The following is a 17,462-nucleotide window of genomic DNA, read 5'->3' as shown; positions in this document are numbered from 1 at the left end:
CTCGCCCAACGACCCCGCCGGAGCACCGGTTGTCCAATGACCTCGCCGGGAGGTCGGCCGGGCGGCTTCGACGCAGTCGCCCAACCGGGAGCTCAGCACTGCGCACGCTGCTGGGCGGCCGTCGGCCCGGCTGGGCGGCCGTCGGCCCGGCGTTGGGCCCGGTCAACGGACCGGCCATCGAGGTGACTCCGGGGCGTGGCCAGCGTCAGTCCCTCGGCGGGACGATCAGTGTCTCCCCCGCGTACACGTAAAAGTGCTCGATGCCGTTGAGTGCGCGGATCTCGCGGATCACCTCTCGCGGCGCGCGCTCGGGAACTGCTCGTTCGGCGATGGACCACAGCGTGTCATCGGGTTGCACGACGACCGAGCGGGTCGGCCCCGGGGGTCTTTCGTCGGCCCGGGAGGCTGTGGTCCACAACACTGCGCTGGCGAGCGACGCCAGGAGGAAGAACAGGGTCAGCACGACGATCCGCCCTCGCCGCGTCAACCGCAGTGGGGCTGGACGGCCCGGACGCACACCAGTGGCTACCACGGCAAATACCTTTCCTCGCCGACTGTCTTCGTACGGGCGTTCGATCGAACGCCCGTACGACGGTGTATCAGAACAGGCGTACGGAAGTCGAGCACTTCCGGGCGACACGCCGAGAGAAACTCGTACAGATGTTTGAATCTGTCGTACCCCGCCGATAGGTTCTCCTCAAGAGGGGTCAGCCGGACAGACGTCCATCCCCACGGCGCAGGTCCGGCTCCGCGAACGCACCACGGGCCTGCGAGGCCGTGGCCGACAAGGAGGGCGGACGTGTCGACCGACGACCGGACGAGCCGGCAGCAGCAAAAGGACTCGAAGCCCGAGGCCACGAACGTCAAGGCGGCCATGCGGCGCCGGAGCCCGGCCCGGGCCCGTAGCGCCGACGCGCCGCAGCTTCGTTCGGTCACACCGGTGGTCAGCCAGTTCCCCGATCTGGTCACCGCCGACCTGACCGCCCGGCAGCGGCGCATCCTGGAGTTCATCAAGGACTGGGTGGAGCGCTACGGCTACCCCCCGAGCGTGCGGGAGATCGGCGAGGCTGTGGGACTCGTGTCCCCCTCCAGCGTCGCCTACCAGTTGAAGGAGCTCGAGAAGAAGGGCTTCCTGCGCCGCGACCCCAACCGGCCGCGCGCGGTCGACGTGCGCTCGCCGAGCGACATGGTCGACGACGAGGCGATGCGCTCGGCCCGGCCCGCGCCCGCATATGTGCCGCTGGTCGGCCGGATCGCCGCCGGTGGGCCCATCCTGGCCGAGCAGGCCGTGGAGGACTTCTTTCCGCTGCCGCGCGAGCTCGTCGGCGAGGGCGAGGTCTTCATGCTGGAGGTCAAGGGCGACTCGATGATCGACGCGGCCATCTGCAACGGCGACTGGGTCGTCGTCCGCCAACAACCCACAGCGAACGTCGGCGACATCGTCGCGGCCATGATCGACGGCGAGGCGACGGTCAAGAGTTACCGGCAGCGGGATGGGCACGTGTGGCTCATGCCGGCTAACCCGGCGTTCGACCCGATCCCGGGCGATGACGCGACGGTGATGGGCCGGGTCGTGGCGGTGCTGCGCCGGGTCTGAACCTGGCGCGGACCGACGGCTGAGTTCCGCTCGACGGACGGTGAGGAGAGCCCGGTCGCTCCGGCACGGCGCCGGGCTTGACTCCAACCGCCGTCCCGAGGACCGTCACGGCGCTGGGCCCGACTCCGACCCGCCGTCCCGAGGACCATCACGGCGCTGGGCCTGACTCCGACCCGCCGTCCCGAGGACCGTCACGGCGCCGGGCCCGACTCCGACCCGCCGTCCCGAGGACCGTCACGGCGCTGAGCCCGACTCCGACCCGCCGTCCTGAGGGCCGTGCCCCTGCCAAGCTTTGATCGGCGCTGCCCACCCGGAACCCCCTCTATCCCGCGCCGCCAGGGCCGCGCTCTGCCGGCGCCGCCCAAGACCGCGCGCACTCCCCGGGACGCCGGATCCGCCCACCGACAGAGGCAGCGGCGACGACTCCCGCGAGGCAGCAATGGCATCACGCCCGGACCAGGAAAGCCGGCGACGAAGCCACGATCGAACAACGGTCGTCGTGAACGAGTTGGCGGCGGGCCACGCTCGGGGAAGCAGTTTGACCGCGGGCGGCCATCGCCAGTGAAACCGAACGACGGCGGCTGCCGCTAACAGAGCCGGAGCCGTGCGCCGACCGCCAAAGCGGAAGCCAGATGACCGCGGGCCGACCGCCTTTGACGGAAATCAGCCGACCGCAAGCCGACGCCGCGACGGAAACGGTCTACCGCAAGCCGACGCCGCGACGGAAACGGTCTACCGCAAGCCGACCCCCTCGGACGGAAACCAGCTGATCGCGAGCCGATTGCCCCAGGGAAACCAGCCGACACGCCGGGCACGAGACGACCGCGAACATGATCGGGCCGCGAGACGACCAACCCAGACGGGAGAGCCAACCGACCGCGAGCCGGCCACCCCAAAGAGCCAACCGACCGCGAGCCGGCCACCCCAAGCCGAAACCAGCCGACCGCGGAAACCCCTAAGACAAGCGGGCTACAGCGCCCACCGCCACAGTTGGCTATGCGTCAGCGACTCTGTGGAGGCCAGCTGAAGCCCGGCCCCTCCCGGCGCCCGTCGTGCTGCTGCACACCGTTCATCGCGTTCATCGCGCCGTTCGAGGGGGCTCCCCCTGGGCGGGGGCCCGCGCCGAAGGGTCCGGTGGGGCGGGATGAGCCTGCCTGGCGGCCTCCGGCCGCCGTGGGGGGCGCGGGTGGGGCGCCGTAGACGCCGCCGCGACCGCCTGGGGTTCCGCCGCCGGTGGGGCGGGCGCCGGGCTGGCCGTTCTGGGGTGGGCGGGTCGGTGCGGCGCCGTCCGATCGGTCGGGCTGGCCCCCGCCGGTGGGGCGGCCCTGCGAGCCGCCACTCGGACGCCCAGGGTGGGCAGCATCTGACCGGCCCGCACCCGGACGACCTGGCTGAGCAGCGCCGGGACGACCCGGCGGAACAGCACCCGGACGACCGGGCTGAACAGCACCAGGACGAGCCGGCTGAGCGACTCCAGGGCGACCGGGCTGAGCAGCACCCGGACGACCCGACCCCGCGCCACCCGGACGACCCGGCTGAGCAACACCGGGACGACCCGGCGGAACAGCACCCGGACGACCAGGCTGAACAGCACCAGGACGAGCCGGCTGAGCAGCACCCGGACGACCCTGCGGGCCGGTGCCGGGTCCGCTCGCAGCGCCTCCGTAGACGCCGCCGGACTTCTGGGGTGGTTTGGCGCCGTACACGCCGGGGCCGGATGCCGCCGCGCCCGCGCCGTAGACGCCCGGGTTCTTCGGCGGGCCGCCTACGGTGAGGAGCTCTGTTTCCGCGTCGGTCGGGTCGGGGCCGGCGGGGTCCGCACTCTTCGCGGCCGGTGCCGGGAGTGGCTTCTTGCGGGCCCGGATGATGCCGAAGGCGCCCGCGCCGACCAGGATCGCGCCTAGGACGCCCACGCCTCCGACGAGGTAGGTGATGTCCGAGAGGCTGAGGTCGGAGAACCAGCTCGGTCCGGCGGAAGACTGGTCCTTGGCGGTTTTCGTGCTCGCCTGGACGATCTTGGTGGCCGGCGTGTAGCTCAGGATGTAGTTGACGGCTTCTTCGTCCTCCTGCTGGCCGAAGTCCGAGACAGTGGCGAAGGTCTTGCCGTCCACGCTGTAGGTGATCGCCTCGCCGAACGGCTCGTTGGGCAGGCCCGTCCCTCTCGGCTTCTGCTTCAGCGCCCCGATCACGTCACCGTTGGTGACATCCCATTCGAAAGCGTCCAGGTACGTCCGGAGCACCACCTTGCGACCCCCGCGAGCGACCGCGGCGCCCGTGACCACGCTCTGCGCGAGCCGGGCGAAGGAGGTGCCCTGCGTGTCCGTACGCGGGAGCTCGACCTGGCCGACCTTTTTGAGCGGTACGCCCTCGGTGTTGTTCGTCTTGAGGGCGGCGGTCGGGGTGTAGAGGTAGGCCGGGCCGGTGATTTCCTTGGTGACGATGATCGGCTTGCCGGAGCCGTCGAGGAGCAGGGCCTCCGCGTCGTGCTTGTCGCCGGCCGGGTACGCGAGGCGGTGGATCTTGGGCTTCTTGGAGCCGTCCGCCGGCATCGTCCAGACGCTGATGGTCTCTCGGGGGTCGGCATCCTTGGTGCGCACGTTGTTGTCGCCGGTGTCGGCGATCCACAGCGTCTTGCCGTCCGGAGAGAGGATCAGGTCCTCGGTGTCGCGCGGACCGGCACCGCTGAAGTCCTGCTGATCGACGATGCGGCAGTCCTTGTTCAGGAAGAAGATCTTCTGGCGCGTCGCGTCGGTGCTGTCGTTGATCACGACATAGCCGTCAGCGGTCGCCACGATGCCCGAGAGCTCGTTGAGGAGCGGATCGGTGACCTTGCACACCTTCTTGCCGGCCGCGGCCTTTGCCGAGGTGGCCGCGGGGGCCGGCTCGGCAGAGGCGGGCACGGCCCCCATCACCACCAGCCCGGAAGCCAGGATGGCCGGGAACACGAGACGCCGCATCCGATCAGTGTCGCATGCGCTGTCGCGAACCGGCGTGACGCGTGCATCACGCCTGGTCAGACGGGGCGCGCCCGGGCACGGAACGAAGGACATCGGGCCATTTTGGGGCCCCGTGTCAACCCCCGACCAAGCCGCCTTCGAGGCTCTCGGGGTCTCTACTCTGGAGCGAATCTTCCCGACAGGCCCCAAAAGGCCAAAAAGCCGCAAGAAACCCAATTCGGACCGCCCGGACCGGATCGCTCCAGCCCGGGCTGCGGCCGTCAGGCGCGGAACTGCTCCAGCTCCGCCGCCAACTGCTCGTCGACGCGTACGCGAAGCTCGGTTCCCTCGTCCGTGTGCCGGGTGTCGAGAACCTGCCCCTTCCGGTGGATCCGCGCCACCAGGTCACCCCGGTCGTACGGAAGGAGGACCCGCAGGTCCACCGCCGGGCGCGGCAGCCGCTGGGCGATGGCCGCGTGCACGTCGGCGATGCCCTGCCCCGAGCGGGCCGAGGCGAAGACCGCGTCGGGCCAGGTCCGCTTGAGGCGCAGCAGCGTCTCCTCGTCGGCCGCGTCGGTCTTGTTGACCACGAGCAGCTCGGGGATGCGGTCGGCGCCGACCTCGCTCAGGACCTCGCGGACCGCGGCGACCTGCCCCTCCGGGTCCGGGTGGGCGCCGTCGACCACGTGCACGACCAGGTCGGCGAAGGAAACCTCCTCCAACGTCGAGCGGAACGCCTCGACGATCTGGTGTGGCAGGTGACGGACGAAGCCGACCGTGTCGGAGAGGGTGAAGACGCGCCCGTCCTCGGCGGCCGTGCGCCGGGTCGTCGGGTCGAGGGTGGCGAACAGCGCGTCCTCCACCAGGACACCCGCCGAGGTGAGGCGGTTGAGCAAGCTGGACTTGCCGGCGTTGGTGTAGCCGGCGATGGCCACGGCCGGCACGCCGTTGCTGACGCGGCGCGAACGCTTCGTCTGGCGTACGGTGCGCATGGCCTTGATCTCACGACGCAGCTTGGCGATGCGATGGTTGATCCGGCGCCGGTCGGTTTCCAGCTTCGTCTCACCGGGACCACGCGTGCCCACGCCGCCGCCGGAACCGCCGCCGGCTCCACCGCCCTGCCGGGAGAGCGAGTCACCCCAGCCGCGCAGTCGCGGGAGCAGGTATTGCAGCTGGGCCAGCTCGACCTGCGCCTTACCTTCCTTGCTCTTCGCGTGCTGGGCGAAGATGTCGAGGATCAGCGCCGTCCGGTCGACGACCTTGACCTTCGTCTGCTGCTCGAGGTTGCGCAGCTGGGACGGGGACAGCTCGCCGTCGCAGATGACGGTGTCGGCGCCCGTGGAGATGACTACGTCGCGCAGCTCCTCCACCTTGCCGCGGCCGATGAAGGTGGCCGAGTCGGGGCGGGAACGGCGCTGGATGAGGCCCTCGAGCACCTGGGAGCCGGCCGTCTCGGCCAGTGCGGCGAGCTCGGCCAGCGAGTTCTCCGCGTCGGAGATGGAGCCCCCGGTCCAGACGCCGACCAGGACCACGCGCTCGAGCCGCAGCTGCCTGTACTCGACCTCGGTAACGTCGGTGAGCTCGGTGGAGAGCCCGGCGACCCGCCGCAGCGAGTGCCTCTCCTCCAGCTCCAGTTCACCGGTGGTGGCGTCGGGTTCGAAAAGCTCGGTTCGCAAAAGGTGACCTCCTCCGCCCGATCGTGGCACGCCGGGGGTACCGGGCGCATCCACATAACGCGGCGGGGCGTTGTCGCAGAGTGTCTGACTCACCAGTAACCACCGCGATGTCCACCGGCATTCCCTCAAGCGGGAGAATATGAACATTCACCCGCTGACAACGGAGGGACTTCCGTGGTGACCACCCGCCTGCCGAGCGCAGGATTCTCGATCACGATCCGGATCGCCGTGACCGCCGACGCCTCGTCCATCGGCCGGCTCACCACCTGTGTGGGTGAGGCGGGCGCGATCGTGACGGCGCTCGACGTGGTGGACTCCGACCCCACCCGCGTCCTCGTCGACCTCACCTGCGACACCGCCGATTCCACCCACGCCGACCAGGTCGTCAAGAACCTGGAGGAACAGGACGGCGTGGACGTCCGCAAGGTCTCCGACCGTACGTTCCTGCTGCATCTGGGCGGCAAGATCGAGGTGTCGTCGAAGGTCGCGCTGCGCAACCGTGACGAGCTGTCCCGGGCCTACACGCCGGGCGTGGCGCGGGTCTGCATGGCCATCGCGGAGAACCCGGCCGACGCGCGCCGGCTGACCATCAAGCGCAACACGGTCGCGGTGGTCAGCGACGGCTCGGCGGTGCTCGGGCTGGGCAACATCGGCCCGGCGGCGGCGATGCCGGTCATGGAGGGCAAGGCCGCGCTCTTCAAACGGTTCGGCGGGGTGGACGCCTGGCCGGTGGTGCTCGACACGCAGGACACCGACGAGATCGTCAACATCGTCCGGGCGATCGCTCCGGCGTACGGCGGCATCAATCTGGAGGACATCGCCGCGCCGCGCTGCTTCGAGATCGAGATGCGGCTGCGCGAGCTGCTGGACATCCCGGTCTTCCACGACGACCAGCACGGTACGGCGATCTGCGTGCTGGCCGCGCTGACGAACGCGCTGCGGGTCGTCGGCAAGAACCTCGCGGACGTCAAGGTCGTCGTCTCCGGCGCGGGGGCCGCGGGTACGGCGATCATGAAGCTGCTGCTGCGCCAGGGCGTGGGCGACATCATCGCGTACGACCGCAGGGGCGCCCTGCACCGCGGCATGGACGACCTGACGCCGACCTGGCAGTGGCTCGCCGAGCACACGAACCGCGACAACTACTCGGGCGACCTGCCGGGCGCGATCGCCGGAGCGGACGTCTTCATCGGGGTCAGCGCCCCCAACCTGCTGACCGGTGACGACATCGCCAAGATGGCCGACAAGTCGATCGTCTTCGCGCTGGCCAACCCGGATCCCGAGGTGGACCCGCGGGAGGCCCGCCAGCACGCCGCCGTGGTCGCGACCGGCCGCTCCGACCAGCCCAACCAGATCAACAACGTCCTGGCGTTCCCCGGCGTGTTCCGCGGCATGCTCGACGTGAGCGCCCAGGAGTTCACCGAGGAGATGGCGCTGGCGGCGGCGATGGCCATCGCCAACGTGGTCGGCGAGGACAAGATCAACCCGACGGTGATCATCCCCAGCGTCTTCGACGCGCGGGTCACACCGGCGGTCGCGGCCGCCATCCGCGCCACGGTCAAGGGCACGCCGGCACACCCGGCGGCCGCGGCGCCTCACACCGAGCTGGACGAGGCTCCCGAAGAGATGTTCTGACGCTCACGCGCTCGTCGGACGTGCCTTGGGCCGCGCCGCGCACATCCGACGAGCCGCGGGCGCTGTCGAGGAAGTCGGTCGCGCCCGAGCCGGAGACGCGCCGGGCCGGCGGGCCGCAGAGACCGAGCCGGCAGGCCGCAGACGCCGGGCCGGCAGGCCGCAGACGCCGGGCCGGCAGGCCGCAGACGCCGGGCCGGCAGGCCGCAGACGGGCCAGGGACAGCCGGCGGCGCGGGTCGAAGACGGGTCGGCGGAGCCTCGAGGCAGGACTAGGCCTCCGGGAGGAAGCGCTTGCCGGGCCCCGGGGAGAAGTACCGGTTGGTGGCCGGCACCAGCAGGAGGATCCCGATCCCGAGCGCGAGCAGGACGCAGATCCCCTGCACCGCGACGAAGACCACCGGCAGCCCCGACATCAGGTCCCAGTCGTAGTCAGCGCCGGCCGAGGAGGCAAGGGCCTCAGCCCCGGAGAAGAGCCCATTGAGGAAAACGCCTCCCTGGGTCAACACGCAGTACCCCAGCAGGCAGACGAGCGCCACCCGGGCGGAGTTCTTGCCGCGCCCGGCTTTGACGGCGTTGATCATGATGCCGACGGCGGGAAGCAACCAGTTGATCGGCACGACGACCAGCAGCACGGTGAGCAGGCTGGGAATGTACGCGACCCAGCCATCGCCGGTGCTCAGCTCTGCCCGCACGATCCAGAGGTAGACCATCACGGCTACGGTCAGCAATCCCGAGAGGGCGAGCCCGACCCAGGTCAGGATCATCGCCACGCGCACGCTGAACGGCTTCGGCGGGCGCGGCACGGGCACGAGGTATCCGGGCGGCGGACCGCCGGGCTGGCCGGGCCACGGGTGACCGGGACCGAAACCGGGACCGAGGTTGGGGCCGAAACCGGGGCCGGGGTTGGGGCCGAAACCGGGGCCGGGGTTGGGGCCGGGGTTGGGCGAGGCCACCGGGTGCGCCGGCTGGTGCGGCCCGGCCGATGGGGCCGGAACCGGCCGGATGTCAGGACGGCCGCCACCCGGCGGCGGGCTCCACGGGTGCGTCATGGTCGACGATCGTAGGTCCGCCGCGATGGCTCAGGCTGGCTGCGACCACCGGTTCCTGAGATTTTACCTAGCCCAAACGTCGTTCCGGGCCACCGTATCGCCGCGCCACGGCCTACAAGACGGCGGCGGGCGAGCGCTCATGCGCCCAGCCGGTGAGTTCTCCGGCGTGGTCGGTGATCAAGCCGGCCACTCCGGCGCGGACCAGGTCGGGCCAGAGCGTCAGGTCGTTGGCCGTCCACGGCATGACCGCCACCTGGGCCTCCGCGAGGGCCGCGACGGTCTCCGGGGAGCCGAGTACGGCGTTCATGGACGGATTGCAGTAGGCGACGCCGAGTTCCGCGGCGACCTCGAGCTGCGCGGTGTCGAATCCGTCGCGGAGCAGACCACGCCGTACGTCGGGGGCGGCCTCGGCGATGAGGCGCACGATGGCCGGGTCGAAGCTCTGCATGACCGTACGGCCGAGCAGTCCCGCGTCGGCGACCTGCCCCACGATGATCTTTACCTGCTCCAGCGTGGCCGGCGGCTTGATCTCCAGCAGCAGCTCGACGCGCGGGGCGACCGCCGGGGTGACGCCCGCGTCGTCCGCCGGGTCCGCGAGGACGGCGTCCGGACGCAGCAGCGCCAGCGCCTGGTCCAGCCGGGGCACGCCCGTTCCCGCGTACGCCGGGGAGAACCAGGAACCGGCGTCCAGCCGGGTGATCTCGTCGAGGGTGAGCTCCCAGACCTTGCCGGAGCCGTCCGTGGTGCGGTCGACCGTGCGGTCGTGGATGACCACCGGCACGCCGTCCGCGGTGGTGCGGACGTCGAACTCGATGAAGGTCGCCCCGGCGAGGACTCCCGCGGCGAGGGCCGGAAGGGTGTTCTCGGGCGCGACGGCGGAGTAGCCGCGGTGCGCGACCCGGTGCAGCGCCGCCATCACAGGGCCGCCACGTCGACCTCGCCGGTGGCCACCAGCACCGCCGGTCCCGCCAGCCACCACCGTCCCCGGTCGTCGGCGGTCACGAGGAGCCGGCCGCCCGGGACGTCGACCGCGACGACGCCGGTCTCGCGGCCCGCGTCGCGCAGTGCCACCGCGCCGACCGCGAGGGCGCCCGAGCCGCACGAGTGGGTCTCCCCGGAGCCCCGCTCGTGGACGCGCATGTGGACGTGCAGGTCGGCGCCGTCGACGGGCACGCCGGGGGTGGTGAACTCGACGTTGACGCCCTCGGGAAAGAGGGCGGTGTCGTGGCCCGGCGCCCTGGTCAGGTCCAGGGATGAGAGATCCACGCCGTCGTGCAGGGCGCTGACCAGGTGCGGGTTGCCGCAGTCCACGGCCAGCCCGGGCACGGTCAGCGGACCCACGGTCGCGGTGCTGGCGGCGTACACCCGGGGGGTGCCCATGTGGACGGAGATGAGTGGGTCGCCGACGACCGCGTGCACGACGCCGGCTCGCGTCGCGACCGGCAGGCCCTCGGGGCCGGCCGTCGCGAGGTCCTGGCTGATCAGATAGCGGGTGAAGACCCGCACCCCGTTGCCGCACATCTCGGCGGACGAGCCGTCGGCGTTCCAGTAATCCATGAACCATTCGGCCTCGGCCGCGTGTGCGGCGCCGTGCGGGTGCTTGGCGCTGCGCACGACCCGCAGGACGCCGTCGGCGCCGAGGCCGCGGTGGCGGTCGCAGAGCGCCGCGACGAGCGACGCCGTCAGGTCGAGCCCCCCGTCGGGGTCGGGGAGGATGACGAAGTCGTTGCCGGTGCCATGGCCCTTGGTGAACAACACGCGGTCCATCATCGCGCAGCCGCTGAGCAGGCCGCCAACGCGTCCACCGTCAGGGACTGCGACGCGCCGTCGAACCAGGTGATCCGCGGGTCCCGGCGGAACCAGGAGCGCTGGCGGCGGACGAAACGGCGGGTTCCCCGCACCGTGTCGGCCTTGGCCTCCTCCTCGGTCAGCTCGCCGTCGAGCTGCGCGAGGGCCTGCTGGTATCCGAGGGCGCGGCTCGCCGTGCGTCCCTCGCGGAGGCCTTGGCCGTCCAGCCGGCGTACCTCGTCCAGCAGGCCGGAGGCCCACATGAGGTCGACCCGCTCGGCGATCCGCCGGTCGAGCTCCTCGGTGTCGCGGTCGACGCCGATCTGCACGCTGTCGTAGTAGGGCGTCGGTTCCGGCAGGGCCGCGGTGAAGGGAGCGCCCGTCATCTCGATGACCTCTAGGGCCCGCACGACGCGCCGCCCGTTGGACTCCAGGATCCTCGCGGCGGCGGCCGGGTCGGCCGCGCGCAGCCGCTCGTGCAGCCGCGCGGAGCCGTCCCGCGCGAGCTCAGCCTCGAGCCGTTCCCGAATATCGGGATCCGTGCCGGGAAAAGCGAAGTCCTCCAGCACCGCCCGGATGTACAACCCCGAACCCCCCACCACGATGGGTACGCGGCCCCGCGCGGCGATCTCCTCGACGGCCGTCCGGGCGGCCCGCTGGTACTCCGCGACGCTCGCCGGGAAGGTGACGTCCCAGAGGTCGAGGACGTGGTGCGGGACGCCTTCCCGGTCCCCGGCAGGGAGTTTGGCCGTACCGACGTCCATGCCGCGATAGAGCTGCATCGAATCGGCGTTCACCACCTCGCCGCCGAGGGCGTGGGCGAGGGCGAGGCTGAGGGCTGTCTTACCGGCCGCGGTCGGCCCGACGACGGCGACAACTCCGGGGGGCGGGAGCAATGGCACGGAGCCACCGTAACGGGCTGGTCACGGTCATCGGTGGGCGCTTCCCCGGAACCGGGTTGGACCTGTGACAATGCGCGAGAAAGAATGCCGATGGAAAGATGGCATTCGGCTGCGCTATGGCGGCGGTCACGGGCAGCGAGGCTCGCGACGCCGGGAGAACGAGGATGGGCTCATGATTGACTGGACGACCTTCGGGCGCGTGGATGCCGACGGCACCGTGTATGTGAAGACGGCCGAGGGCGACCGGGTGGTCGGCTCATGGCAGGCGGGCACGCCCGAGGAGGGCCTGGCCCACTTCGCCCGCCGGTTCGCGGACCTGGTCACCGAGGTCGAGCTCGTGGAGGCCCGGTTGAAGTCCGGCGCGGCCGACGCGTCGCACTCGCTGACCAGCATCAAGCGCCTGCGGGCCACCCTCGACGAGGCACACGTCGTCGGCGACATCGACGGGCTGGCCGCCCGCCTGGACCGGCTGACCGCGATCGCCGACGAGAAGGCCGGCGAGGCCAAGGCCGCCCGCGAGGTGGCCCGGACCGAGGCGCTCGCGCGCAAGACCGCCCTGGTCGAGGAGGCCGAGACGATCGCCGCGGAGGCGACCGGCTGGAAGAGCGCGGGCGACCGGCTCAAGGAGATCCTCGACGAGTGGAAGACGATCCGCGGCGTCGACAAGAAGACCGACGGCGAGCTGTGGAAGCGCTTCGCCGCCGCCCGGGACGGCTTCACCCGCCGCCGCGGCGCGCACTTCGCCACCCTCGACGGCCAGCGCAAGCAGGCGCAGACCGCCAAGGAGGAGCTGGTCACGGAGGCGGAGACGCTCGCCGAGTCCACCGAGTGGGGCCCGACCGCGGCCCGGCTCAAGGAGCTGATGAGCGAGTGGAAGGCCGCGCCGCGCGCCGCCAAGGAGGCCGAGCAGCGCCTCTGGGAACGCTTCCGCGCCGCTCAGGACGCGTTCTTCAGCCGCCGCAGCGAGGTGTTCTCGGCCCGCGACGCGGAGTACAAGGGCAACCTCGAGAAGAAGCAGGCCATCCTCGCCGAGCTCGAGGCGATCGACGTCGACGCGGACCCGCGCGCCGCGCAGAACAAGCTGCGCGACGCCCAGGCCGGCTGGCACGACGCGGGCCGCGTGCCCCGCGAGTCGACCGCCTCCCTCGACCGGCGTTGGCGCGCGGCCGAGGAGCGCATCCGGGTCGCGATGGACTCGGCGTGGCGCAAGACCACCCCGCAGGACAACCCGCTGCTGCGGCAGATGCGTGAGCAGGTGGCGGAGGCGGAGCAGCGGCTGGCCCGGGCCCAGGCGGCCGGTGACAGCCGTCGCATCAAGGAGGCCGAGCAGGCCCTCGCGTCGAAGAAGCAGTTCCTGGCCCTGGCCGAGCAGGCCAACTGAGCGACCGCTCCCAGGCCCGGCCCCGCGCTTCGGCGCGGGGCCGGCCGCGTTTGGGCGCGGGGCCGGCCGCGTTTGGGCGCGGGGCCGGCCGCGTTTGGGCGCGGTCAGCGGTTCTCAGGCGTGGGCGAGGCTGAGCTCGCCCAGCGCCTTCGACTGCTTGGCCTGATACATCGCCAGGTCGGCGCGGTTGATCAGGTCGTCGGTCGTGGCGCCCGGGCCGGCGAAGGCGACGCCCACGCTGAGCCCGACCCGCACCTGGTCGCCGGCGATCCCGATGGGTTCGCGGACCGCCGCGCGGATCCGCTCGCAGACCGCCTCGACGGCGGCGCGGGGGTCGTCGCCGTGACAGATGACCACGAACTCGTCGCCGCCGAAGCGGCTCACCAGGTCGGTCTCGCGGACCGCGCCCCGCAGCCGTGCGCCGACCGCGACCAGCAACGCGTCCCCGGCGGCGTGGCCCAGGCGGTCGTTGACCGGCTTGAAGCCGTCCAGGTCGCAGAAGAGCACCGCCTGCCGGCCGGGGTCGGTGGCGAGCTCGGTGGCGAGCCGCTCCAGGCAGGCCGCCCGGTTCGGCAGCCCGGTCAGCAGGTCCACGGTGGCGAGGCGCACCAGCGCCTGCTCGGCCCGGCGGCGCTGTGCCGCCAGGCGTCCGACGCGCAGCATGACAAGGGGCACCAGCACCGCGGACCCGACGGCGATCAGGACTCCGTCGACCGCGAGACCCAGCATGGCCCGGCCGCCGCCGACCACCGGGATCAGGGCCATCATCAGGCCGAGGAACATCAGCCGACCCGCCGTCAGGTCGTCCGCGGGCGCGGGACCCGGCTCGGTGATCAGCACCGCGGAGGGGTGGAGGGCGGCGGCGCCGAGGCACACGTACCCGAGCAGGAAGGGCACGTTCGTCCAGTCGGGCAGCGCGCCGGTGACCGGGTCCGCCGTGACCACCGAGACGACGTTCGCGAGCACGCAGGTGGCGAGGCCGGCGGCGAGCAGCCAGACGGCGACGAGATGCCGGTCGACCAGGGCGACCCGCAGCAGGGCGCCGAGGATGCCCATCATGACGAAGACGTCGGTGAACAGGAAGCCCTGCTCGACCGCCGGCACGTTCGCGGCCTGGTGGAACGGCAGGAAGACGACGTCCCACAGCACGCCGCCGAGGGCGAGCGACGTGATCGCCGCGTCGATGACCCCGCCCAGGTCCCGGCGGCCGCGGCGCAGCACGATCATGACCGCGTCGCCGAGCAGGAAGAGATATCCGAGGGCGTAGAGCGCCGCCGAGGCCAGGTGGCCGCGGATCGGCTCCGGCGGGACATAGACGAACCAGGCCCAGTTCAGGTTGCCCGCGTTGAGGAAGCCGACCGCGATGAGCAGCAGCCACCACGGTAGCCGCGTGCCCGCCGGGCTGCGGCGCAGTCCGATCGCCACCGCCGGGACGGCCGCGAAGGTCGCCAGCAGGTACGGCAGCCACCGCAGATCCGCCGGGAACGCGCAGTACGCCGCGATGAGGCCGAAGGACGCCACGGCATACCCACGAGAGGACACAGGGGGTCCATCGGCCGCGCGGGAACCGAGTTGAGGGTCTCCTACCGCGAGCAGCCGCCGGTGGCCGCGGGAAGGGGCGCCGGGACGCCGACGGTCGGCAGGCCCAACGCCACGCCGGGCAGGCGCGGGGTGCGGCCGGCCTCGTACGCGTCGCCCGCCCGGGTGCGCCGATGGCTCTGCGGGTCGCCGTCGGCGTTGAGGTGATGCGGCGCCGCGTAGGTGACCACGGTCTCGACCACGTCGCCGGGGCGCGGAGTGATGCCTCCGGTGGCGAAGTGCACCAGGCGGCCGTCGCGGGCCCGGCCGCTCATCCGGCCCGTACGCTCGTCCTTGCGGCCCTCGCCGACCGCGACCAGGACCTCGACCTTCTCCCCCACCAGGCGCTTGTTCTCGGCCCAGGTGATGTCCTCCAGCGTCGCGATCAGCCGCTCGTAGCGCTCCTGGACGACCTGCTTCGGCAGTTGCTCGTCCATCGTCGCGGCGGGCGTGCCCGGACGCTTCGAGTACTGGAAGGTGAAGGCGCTGGAGAAGCGGGCCCGCCGGACCACCTCGAGGGTCTGCGCGAAGTCCTCCTCGGTCTCGCCCGGGAAGCCGACGATGATGTCCGTCGTGATCGCGGCGTCCGGCATCGCGGCCCGGACCTTGTCGATGATGCCGAGGAACTTCTCCGAGCGGTAGCTGCGGCGCATCGCCTTGAGCACCCGGTCGGAGCCGGACTGCAGGGGCATGTGCAGCGAGTGGCAGACGTTCGGGGTCTCGGCCATCGCCGCGATCACGTCGTCGGTGAAGTCCTTCGGGTGCGGGCTGGTGAAGCGGACCCGCTCCAGGCCGTCGATCTCGCCGCAGGCGCGCAGCAGCTTGCCGAAGGCGAGCCGGTCGCCGAACTCGGCGCCGTAGGAGTTGACGTTCTGACCGAGCAGGGTGACCTCGAGGACGCCCTCGCGGGCCAGCGCCTCCACCTCGGCCAGGATCTCGCCCGGCCGGCGGTCCTTCTCCTTGCCGCGCAGCGACGGCACGATGCAGAAGGTGCACGTGTTGTTGCAGCCGACCGAGATCGAGACCCAGCCGGCGTAGGTCGACTCGCGCTTGGTGGGCAGGGTCGAGGGGAAGACCTCGAGCGACTCGAGGATCTCGACCTCGGCCTCCTGGTTGTGCCGGGCGCGCTCGAGCAGCGCGGGCAGGGAACCGATGTTGTGCGTGCCGAAGACGACGTCGACCCAGGGCGCGCGCTTGACGATGTCGCCGCGGTCCTTCTGGGCCAGGCAGCCGCCGACGGCGATCTGCATGCCGGGATGCTTGAGCTTCGTCGGACGCAGGTGGCCGAGGTTGCCGTAGAGGCGGTTGTCGGCGTTCTCGCGGACCGCGCAGGTGTTGAAGACCACGACGTCCGCCGCGTCGGCGTCGGCGGCACGGACGTAACCCGCGTCCTCCATCAGCCCGGAGATGCGCTCACTGTCGTGCACGTTCATCTGGCAGCCGTACGTGCGCACGTCGTAGGTGCGGGGCCCGGCGCTCTGCGAAGTCTCAGTCATGGCAATGGACCAGGGTAGTCCCCCGCGGCGCCGGCGCCTACGCGGCTGCGGGTCGCCCCGGTGACGGCTGCGGCTTCCAGTGCGAGCGGGAGCAGCCGGGGCCGGCCGCGCACGCCGGGTCGGCGCCGGTGCAGGGGCGCAGATGGCGTCGCTCCGTACCGTCGTCGGTCTCGGTCTCGTCGACGTGCACGGCCCGCAGCGTCCCGTCGGGCTCGGCCAGGACGTACCTGGTCGGGTTGAGGGTGTCGTCCGGCAGCAGGAGGTCGGCGCCGAGCCGGACCGCCGCGGCGCTGGCGATCGTCGCCTCGGGGAGCCCGCCGGGCACGAGGTAGCAGTCGATCATCGTGGGGAAATCGCCGCCGACGTGCCAGACGTCACACAGCACCGCACCCTCGGCCGGGGCATCCAGGGTCGTCACCGGCCGCTGGAGGGCACCCGATATGGCATGTCGGACATGCTGGGCCTCCAGGGTTGCCCGAGCGCACCAATTCCAGAGGCCATCTGTCCCATCGGCGTCTGCCATACCCTTCATCCTGGACACCCTTTCGACGCATATGCCGCCGGTGTTACTGCTCCGTGACCATTCTCGGCGCGATCCGATACCCCCGCCCCCCTAGAGTGGCCCCATCCGAGTGAACCCAACGACGGGACGGTGGTCAGACGGTGACGACGAGTGAGCCTCTCATCGTCCTCGAGCACGTCAACAAATACTTCGGCCCGTTGCACGTCCTGCAGGATGTCAGCCTCTCCGTGGATCGCGGTGAGGTCGTCGTCGTGATCGGACCCTCGGGATCGGGGAAGTCGACGCTGTGCCGTGCGATCAATCGCCTCGAGCCGATCAACTCCGGCACGATCACCTTCGACGGCCAGGAGTTGCCCGCCGAGGGCAAGGCCCTCGCCAAGCTGCGCAGCGAGGTGGGGATGGTCTTCCAGTCCTTCAACCTCTTCGCGCACAAGACGATCCTGCAGAACGTCATGCTGGGCCCGATCAAGGTGCGGCGCGAAAACAGCGCGATCGTCCGCGAGCGCGCGATGAAGCTGCTGGACCGGGTCGGCATCGCCAGCCAGGCGGAGAAGTTTCCGGCCCAGCTGTCGGGCGGCCAGCAGCAGCGGGTCGCGATCGCACGCGCCCTGGCCATGCAGCCCAAGGCCCTGCTCTTCGACGAGCCGACGAGCGCCCTCGACCCCGAGATGGTCGGCGAGGTCCTCGACGTCATGACGTCGCTCGCCAAGGAGGGCATGACCATGGTCGTGGTGACCCACGAGATGGGCTTCGCCCGCCACGCGGCGGACCGGGTCGTCTTCATGGCCGACGGACAGCTCGTCGAGCAGTCCACCCCGGCCGACTTCTTCGAGAATCCGAAGACTGAGCGCGCCAAAGACTTCCTCTCGAAGATCCTGACACACTGATACGTCCTTGACGGACAC

The 17,462-nt window shown here is 71.4% G+C and carries 14 protein-coding genes; 4 read left to right on the top strand and 10 right to left on the bottom strand.

The genetic code is table 11. From position 1 onward, the window contains the following. Positions 1-205: 205 nt before the first annotated feature. Positions 206-463: a LysM peptidoglycan-binding domain-containing protein gene (locus AB0M36_RS00750; protein ID WP_364150334.1), complete on the bottom strand. Its 258-nt coding sequence runs from the start codon at positions 461-463 to the stop codon at positions 206-208. 411 nt (positions 464-874) lie between these two features. On the opposite strand from AB0M36_RS00750, the gene lexA reads away from it, so the two are divergent. Next, positions 875-1,597 (top strand): transcriptional repressor LexA, encoded by a 723-nt coding sequence (gene lexA / locus AB0M36_RS00745; RefSeq protein WP_364152154.1) that lies wholly within the window; start codon positions 875-877, stop codon positions 1,595-1,597. 1,001 nt (positions 1,598-2,598) lie between these two features. On the opposite strand, the gene AB0M36_RS00740 is transcribed toward lexA, so the two are convergent. Then, positions 2,599-4,554 (bottom strand): hypothetical protein, encoded by a 1,956-nt coding sequence (locus tag AB0M36_RS00740; protein ID WP_364150331.1) that lies wholly within the window; start codon positions 4,552-4,554, stop codon positions 2,599-2,601. A 260-nt stretch (positions 4,555-4,814) separates the two neighbouring features. Next, on the bottom strand, positions 4,815-6,209 hold the full coding sequence (gene hflX, locus AB0M36_RS00735) for a GTPase HflX (protein WP_364150328.1): 1,395 nt from the start codon (positions 6,207-6,209) through the stop codon (positions 4,815-4,817). Between the two features lie 174 nt (positions 6,210-6,383). Between hflX and AB0M36_RS00730 the strand changes: the two genes are divergently transcribed. Next, on the top strand, positions 6,384-7,841 hold the full coding sequence (locus tag AB0M36_RS00730) for an NAD-dependent malic enzyme (RefSeq protein ID WP_364150325.1): 1,458 nt from the start codon (positions 6,384-6,386) through the stop codon (positions 7,839-7,841). Positions 7,842-8,109: 268 nt separating this feature from the next. Here the strand turns inward: AB0M36_RS00730 and AB0M36_RS00725 are convergent, their stop codons facing one another. The 4 genes from AB0M36_RS00725 to miaA all read right to left on the bottom strand — a co-directional run bounded on the left by AB0M36_RS00725 (position 8,110) and on the right by miaA (position 11,579). Beyond that, the gene (locus tag AB0M36_RS00725; protein ID WP_364150322.1) at positions 8,110-8,889 is read right to left on the bottom strand and encodes a hypothetical protein; all 780 of its coding nucleotides are present in this window, start codon (positions 8,887-8,889) and stop codon (positions 8,110-8,112) included. Between the two features lie 112 nt (positions 8,890-9,001). After that, a complete protein-coding gene (locus AB0M36_RS00720; protein WP_364150319.1) occupies positions 9,002-9,805 on the bottom strand; it encodes a glycerophosphodiester phosphodiesterase family protein in 804 nt (267 codons plus the stop codon). After that, on the bottom strand, positions 9,805-10,647 hold the full coding sequence (gene dapF, locus AB0M36_RS00715; RefSeq protein ID WP_364150316.1) for a diaminopimelate epimerase: 843 nt from the start codon (positions 10,645-10,647) through the stop codon (positions 9,805-9,807). The genes AB0M36_RS00720 and dapF overlap by 1 nt, the downstream gene beginning before the upstream one ends. Before the next feature lie 8 nt (positions 10,648-10,655). After that, the gene (miaA, locus tag AB0M36_RS00710; RefSeq protein ID WP_364150313.1) at positions 10,656-11,579 is read right to left on the bottom strand and encodes a tRNA (adenosine(37)-N6)-dimethylallyltransferase MiaA; all 924 of its coding nucleotides are present in this window, start codon (positions 11,577-11,579) and stop codon (positions 10,656-10,658) included. A gap of 172 nt (positions 11,580-11,751) precedes the next feature. Here miaA and AB0M36_RS00705 point away from each other — a divergent pair, with 172 nt between their 5' ends. Beyond that, on the top strand, positions 11,752-12,960 hold the full coding sequence (locus tag AB0M36_RS00705; RefSeq protein ID WP_364150311.1) for a DUF349 domain-containing protein: 1,209 nt from the start codon (positions 11,752-11,754) through the stop codon (positions 12,958-12,960). 114 nt (positions 12,961-13,074) lie between these two features. Here AB0M36_RS00705 and AB0M36_RS00700 read toward each other — a convergent pair whose 3' ends face one another. Genes AB0M36_RS00700 through AB0M36_RS00690 form a run of 3 tightly spaced genes read right to left on the bottom strand, consistent with a single transcriptional unit; the run spans position 13,075 to position 16,452 of the window. Further along, positions 13,075-14,502, bottom strand: coding sequence for a GGDEF domain-containing protein (locus AB0M36_RS00700; RefSeq protein WP_364150308.1), 1,428 nt, complete (start codon positions 14,500-14,502; stop codon positions 13,075-13,077). Between the two features lie 41 nt (positions 14,503-14,543). Continuing rightward, positions 14,544-16,034, bottom strand: a complete 1,491-nt coding sequence (gene miaB / locus AB0M36_RS00695) for a tRNA (N6-isopentenyl adenosine(37)-C2)-methylthiotransferase MiaB (protein ID WP_364150305.1) — start codon at positions 16,032-16,034, stop codon at positions 14,544-14,546. A gap of 37 nt (positions 16,035-16,071) precedes the next feature. After that, positions 16,072-16,452 carry a hypothetical protein gene (locus AB0M36_RS00690; RefSeq protein WP_364150302.1) on the bottom strand — a complete coding sequence of 127 codons (381 nt, stop codon included), beginning with the start codon at positions 16,450-16,452 and terminating at the stop codon, positions 16,072-16,074. 245 nt (positions 16,453-16,697) lie between these two features. On the opposite strand from AB0M36_RS00690, the gene AB0M36_RS00685 reads away from it, so the two are divergent. After that, positions 16,698-17,444 (top strand): amino acid ABC transporter ATP-binding protein, encoded by a 747-nt coding sequence (locus tag AB0M36_RS00685; RefSeq protein WP_364150299.1) that lies wholly within the window; start codon positions 16,698-16,700, stop codon positions 17,442-17,444. Positions 17,445-17,462 lie beyond the last annotated feature (18 nt).

The organism is Actinoplanes sp. NPDC051346 (assembly GCF_040682215.1).
Classification (GTDB): Bacteria; Actinomycetota; Actinomycetes; order Mycobacteriales; family Micromonosporaceae; genus Actinoplanes.
Note: the sequence above shows the minus strand (reverse complement) of the source record. Positions and strands in the feature narration are given on the sequence as shown.

Coding starts and splice junctions, on each gene's coding strand:
- AB0M36_RS00725 (WP_364150322.1), bottom strand. CDS start 8,889: ATGACGCACCCGTGGAGCCCGCCGCCGGGTGGCGGCCGTCCTGACATC.
- AB0M36_RS00740 (WP_364150331.1), bottom strand. CDS start 4,554: ATGCGGCGTCTCGTGTTCCCGGCCATCCTGGCTTCCGGGCTGGTGGTG.
- lexA (WP_364152154.1), top strand. CDS start 875: ATGCGGCGCCGGAGCCCGGCCCGGGCCCGTAGCGCCGACGCGCCGCAG.
- AB0M36_RS00705 (WP_364150311.1), top strand. CDS start 11,752: ATGATTGACTGGACGACCTTCGGGCGCGTGGATGCCGACGGCACCGTG.
- miaB (WP_364150305.1), bottom strand. CDS start 16,034: ATGACTGAGACTTCGCAGAGCGCCGGGCCCCGCACCTACGACGTGCGC.
- AB0M36_RS00720 (WP_364150319.1), bottom strand. CDS start 9,805: ATGGCGGCGCTGCACCGGGTCGCGCACCGCGGCTACTCCGCCGTCGCG.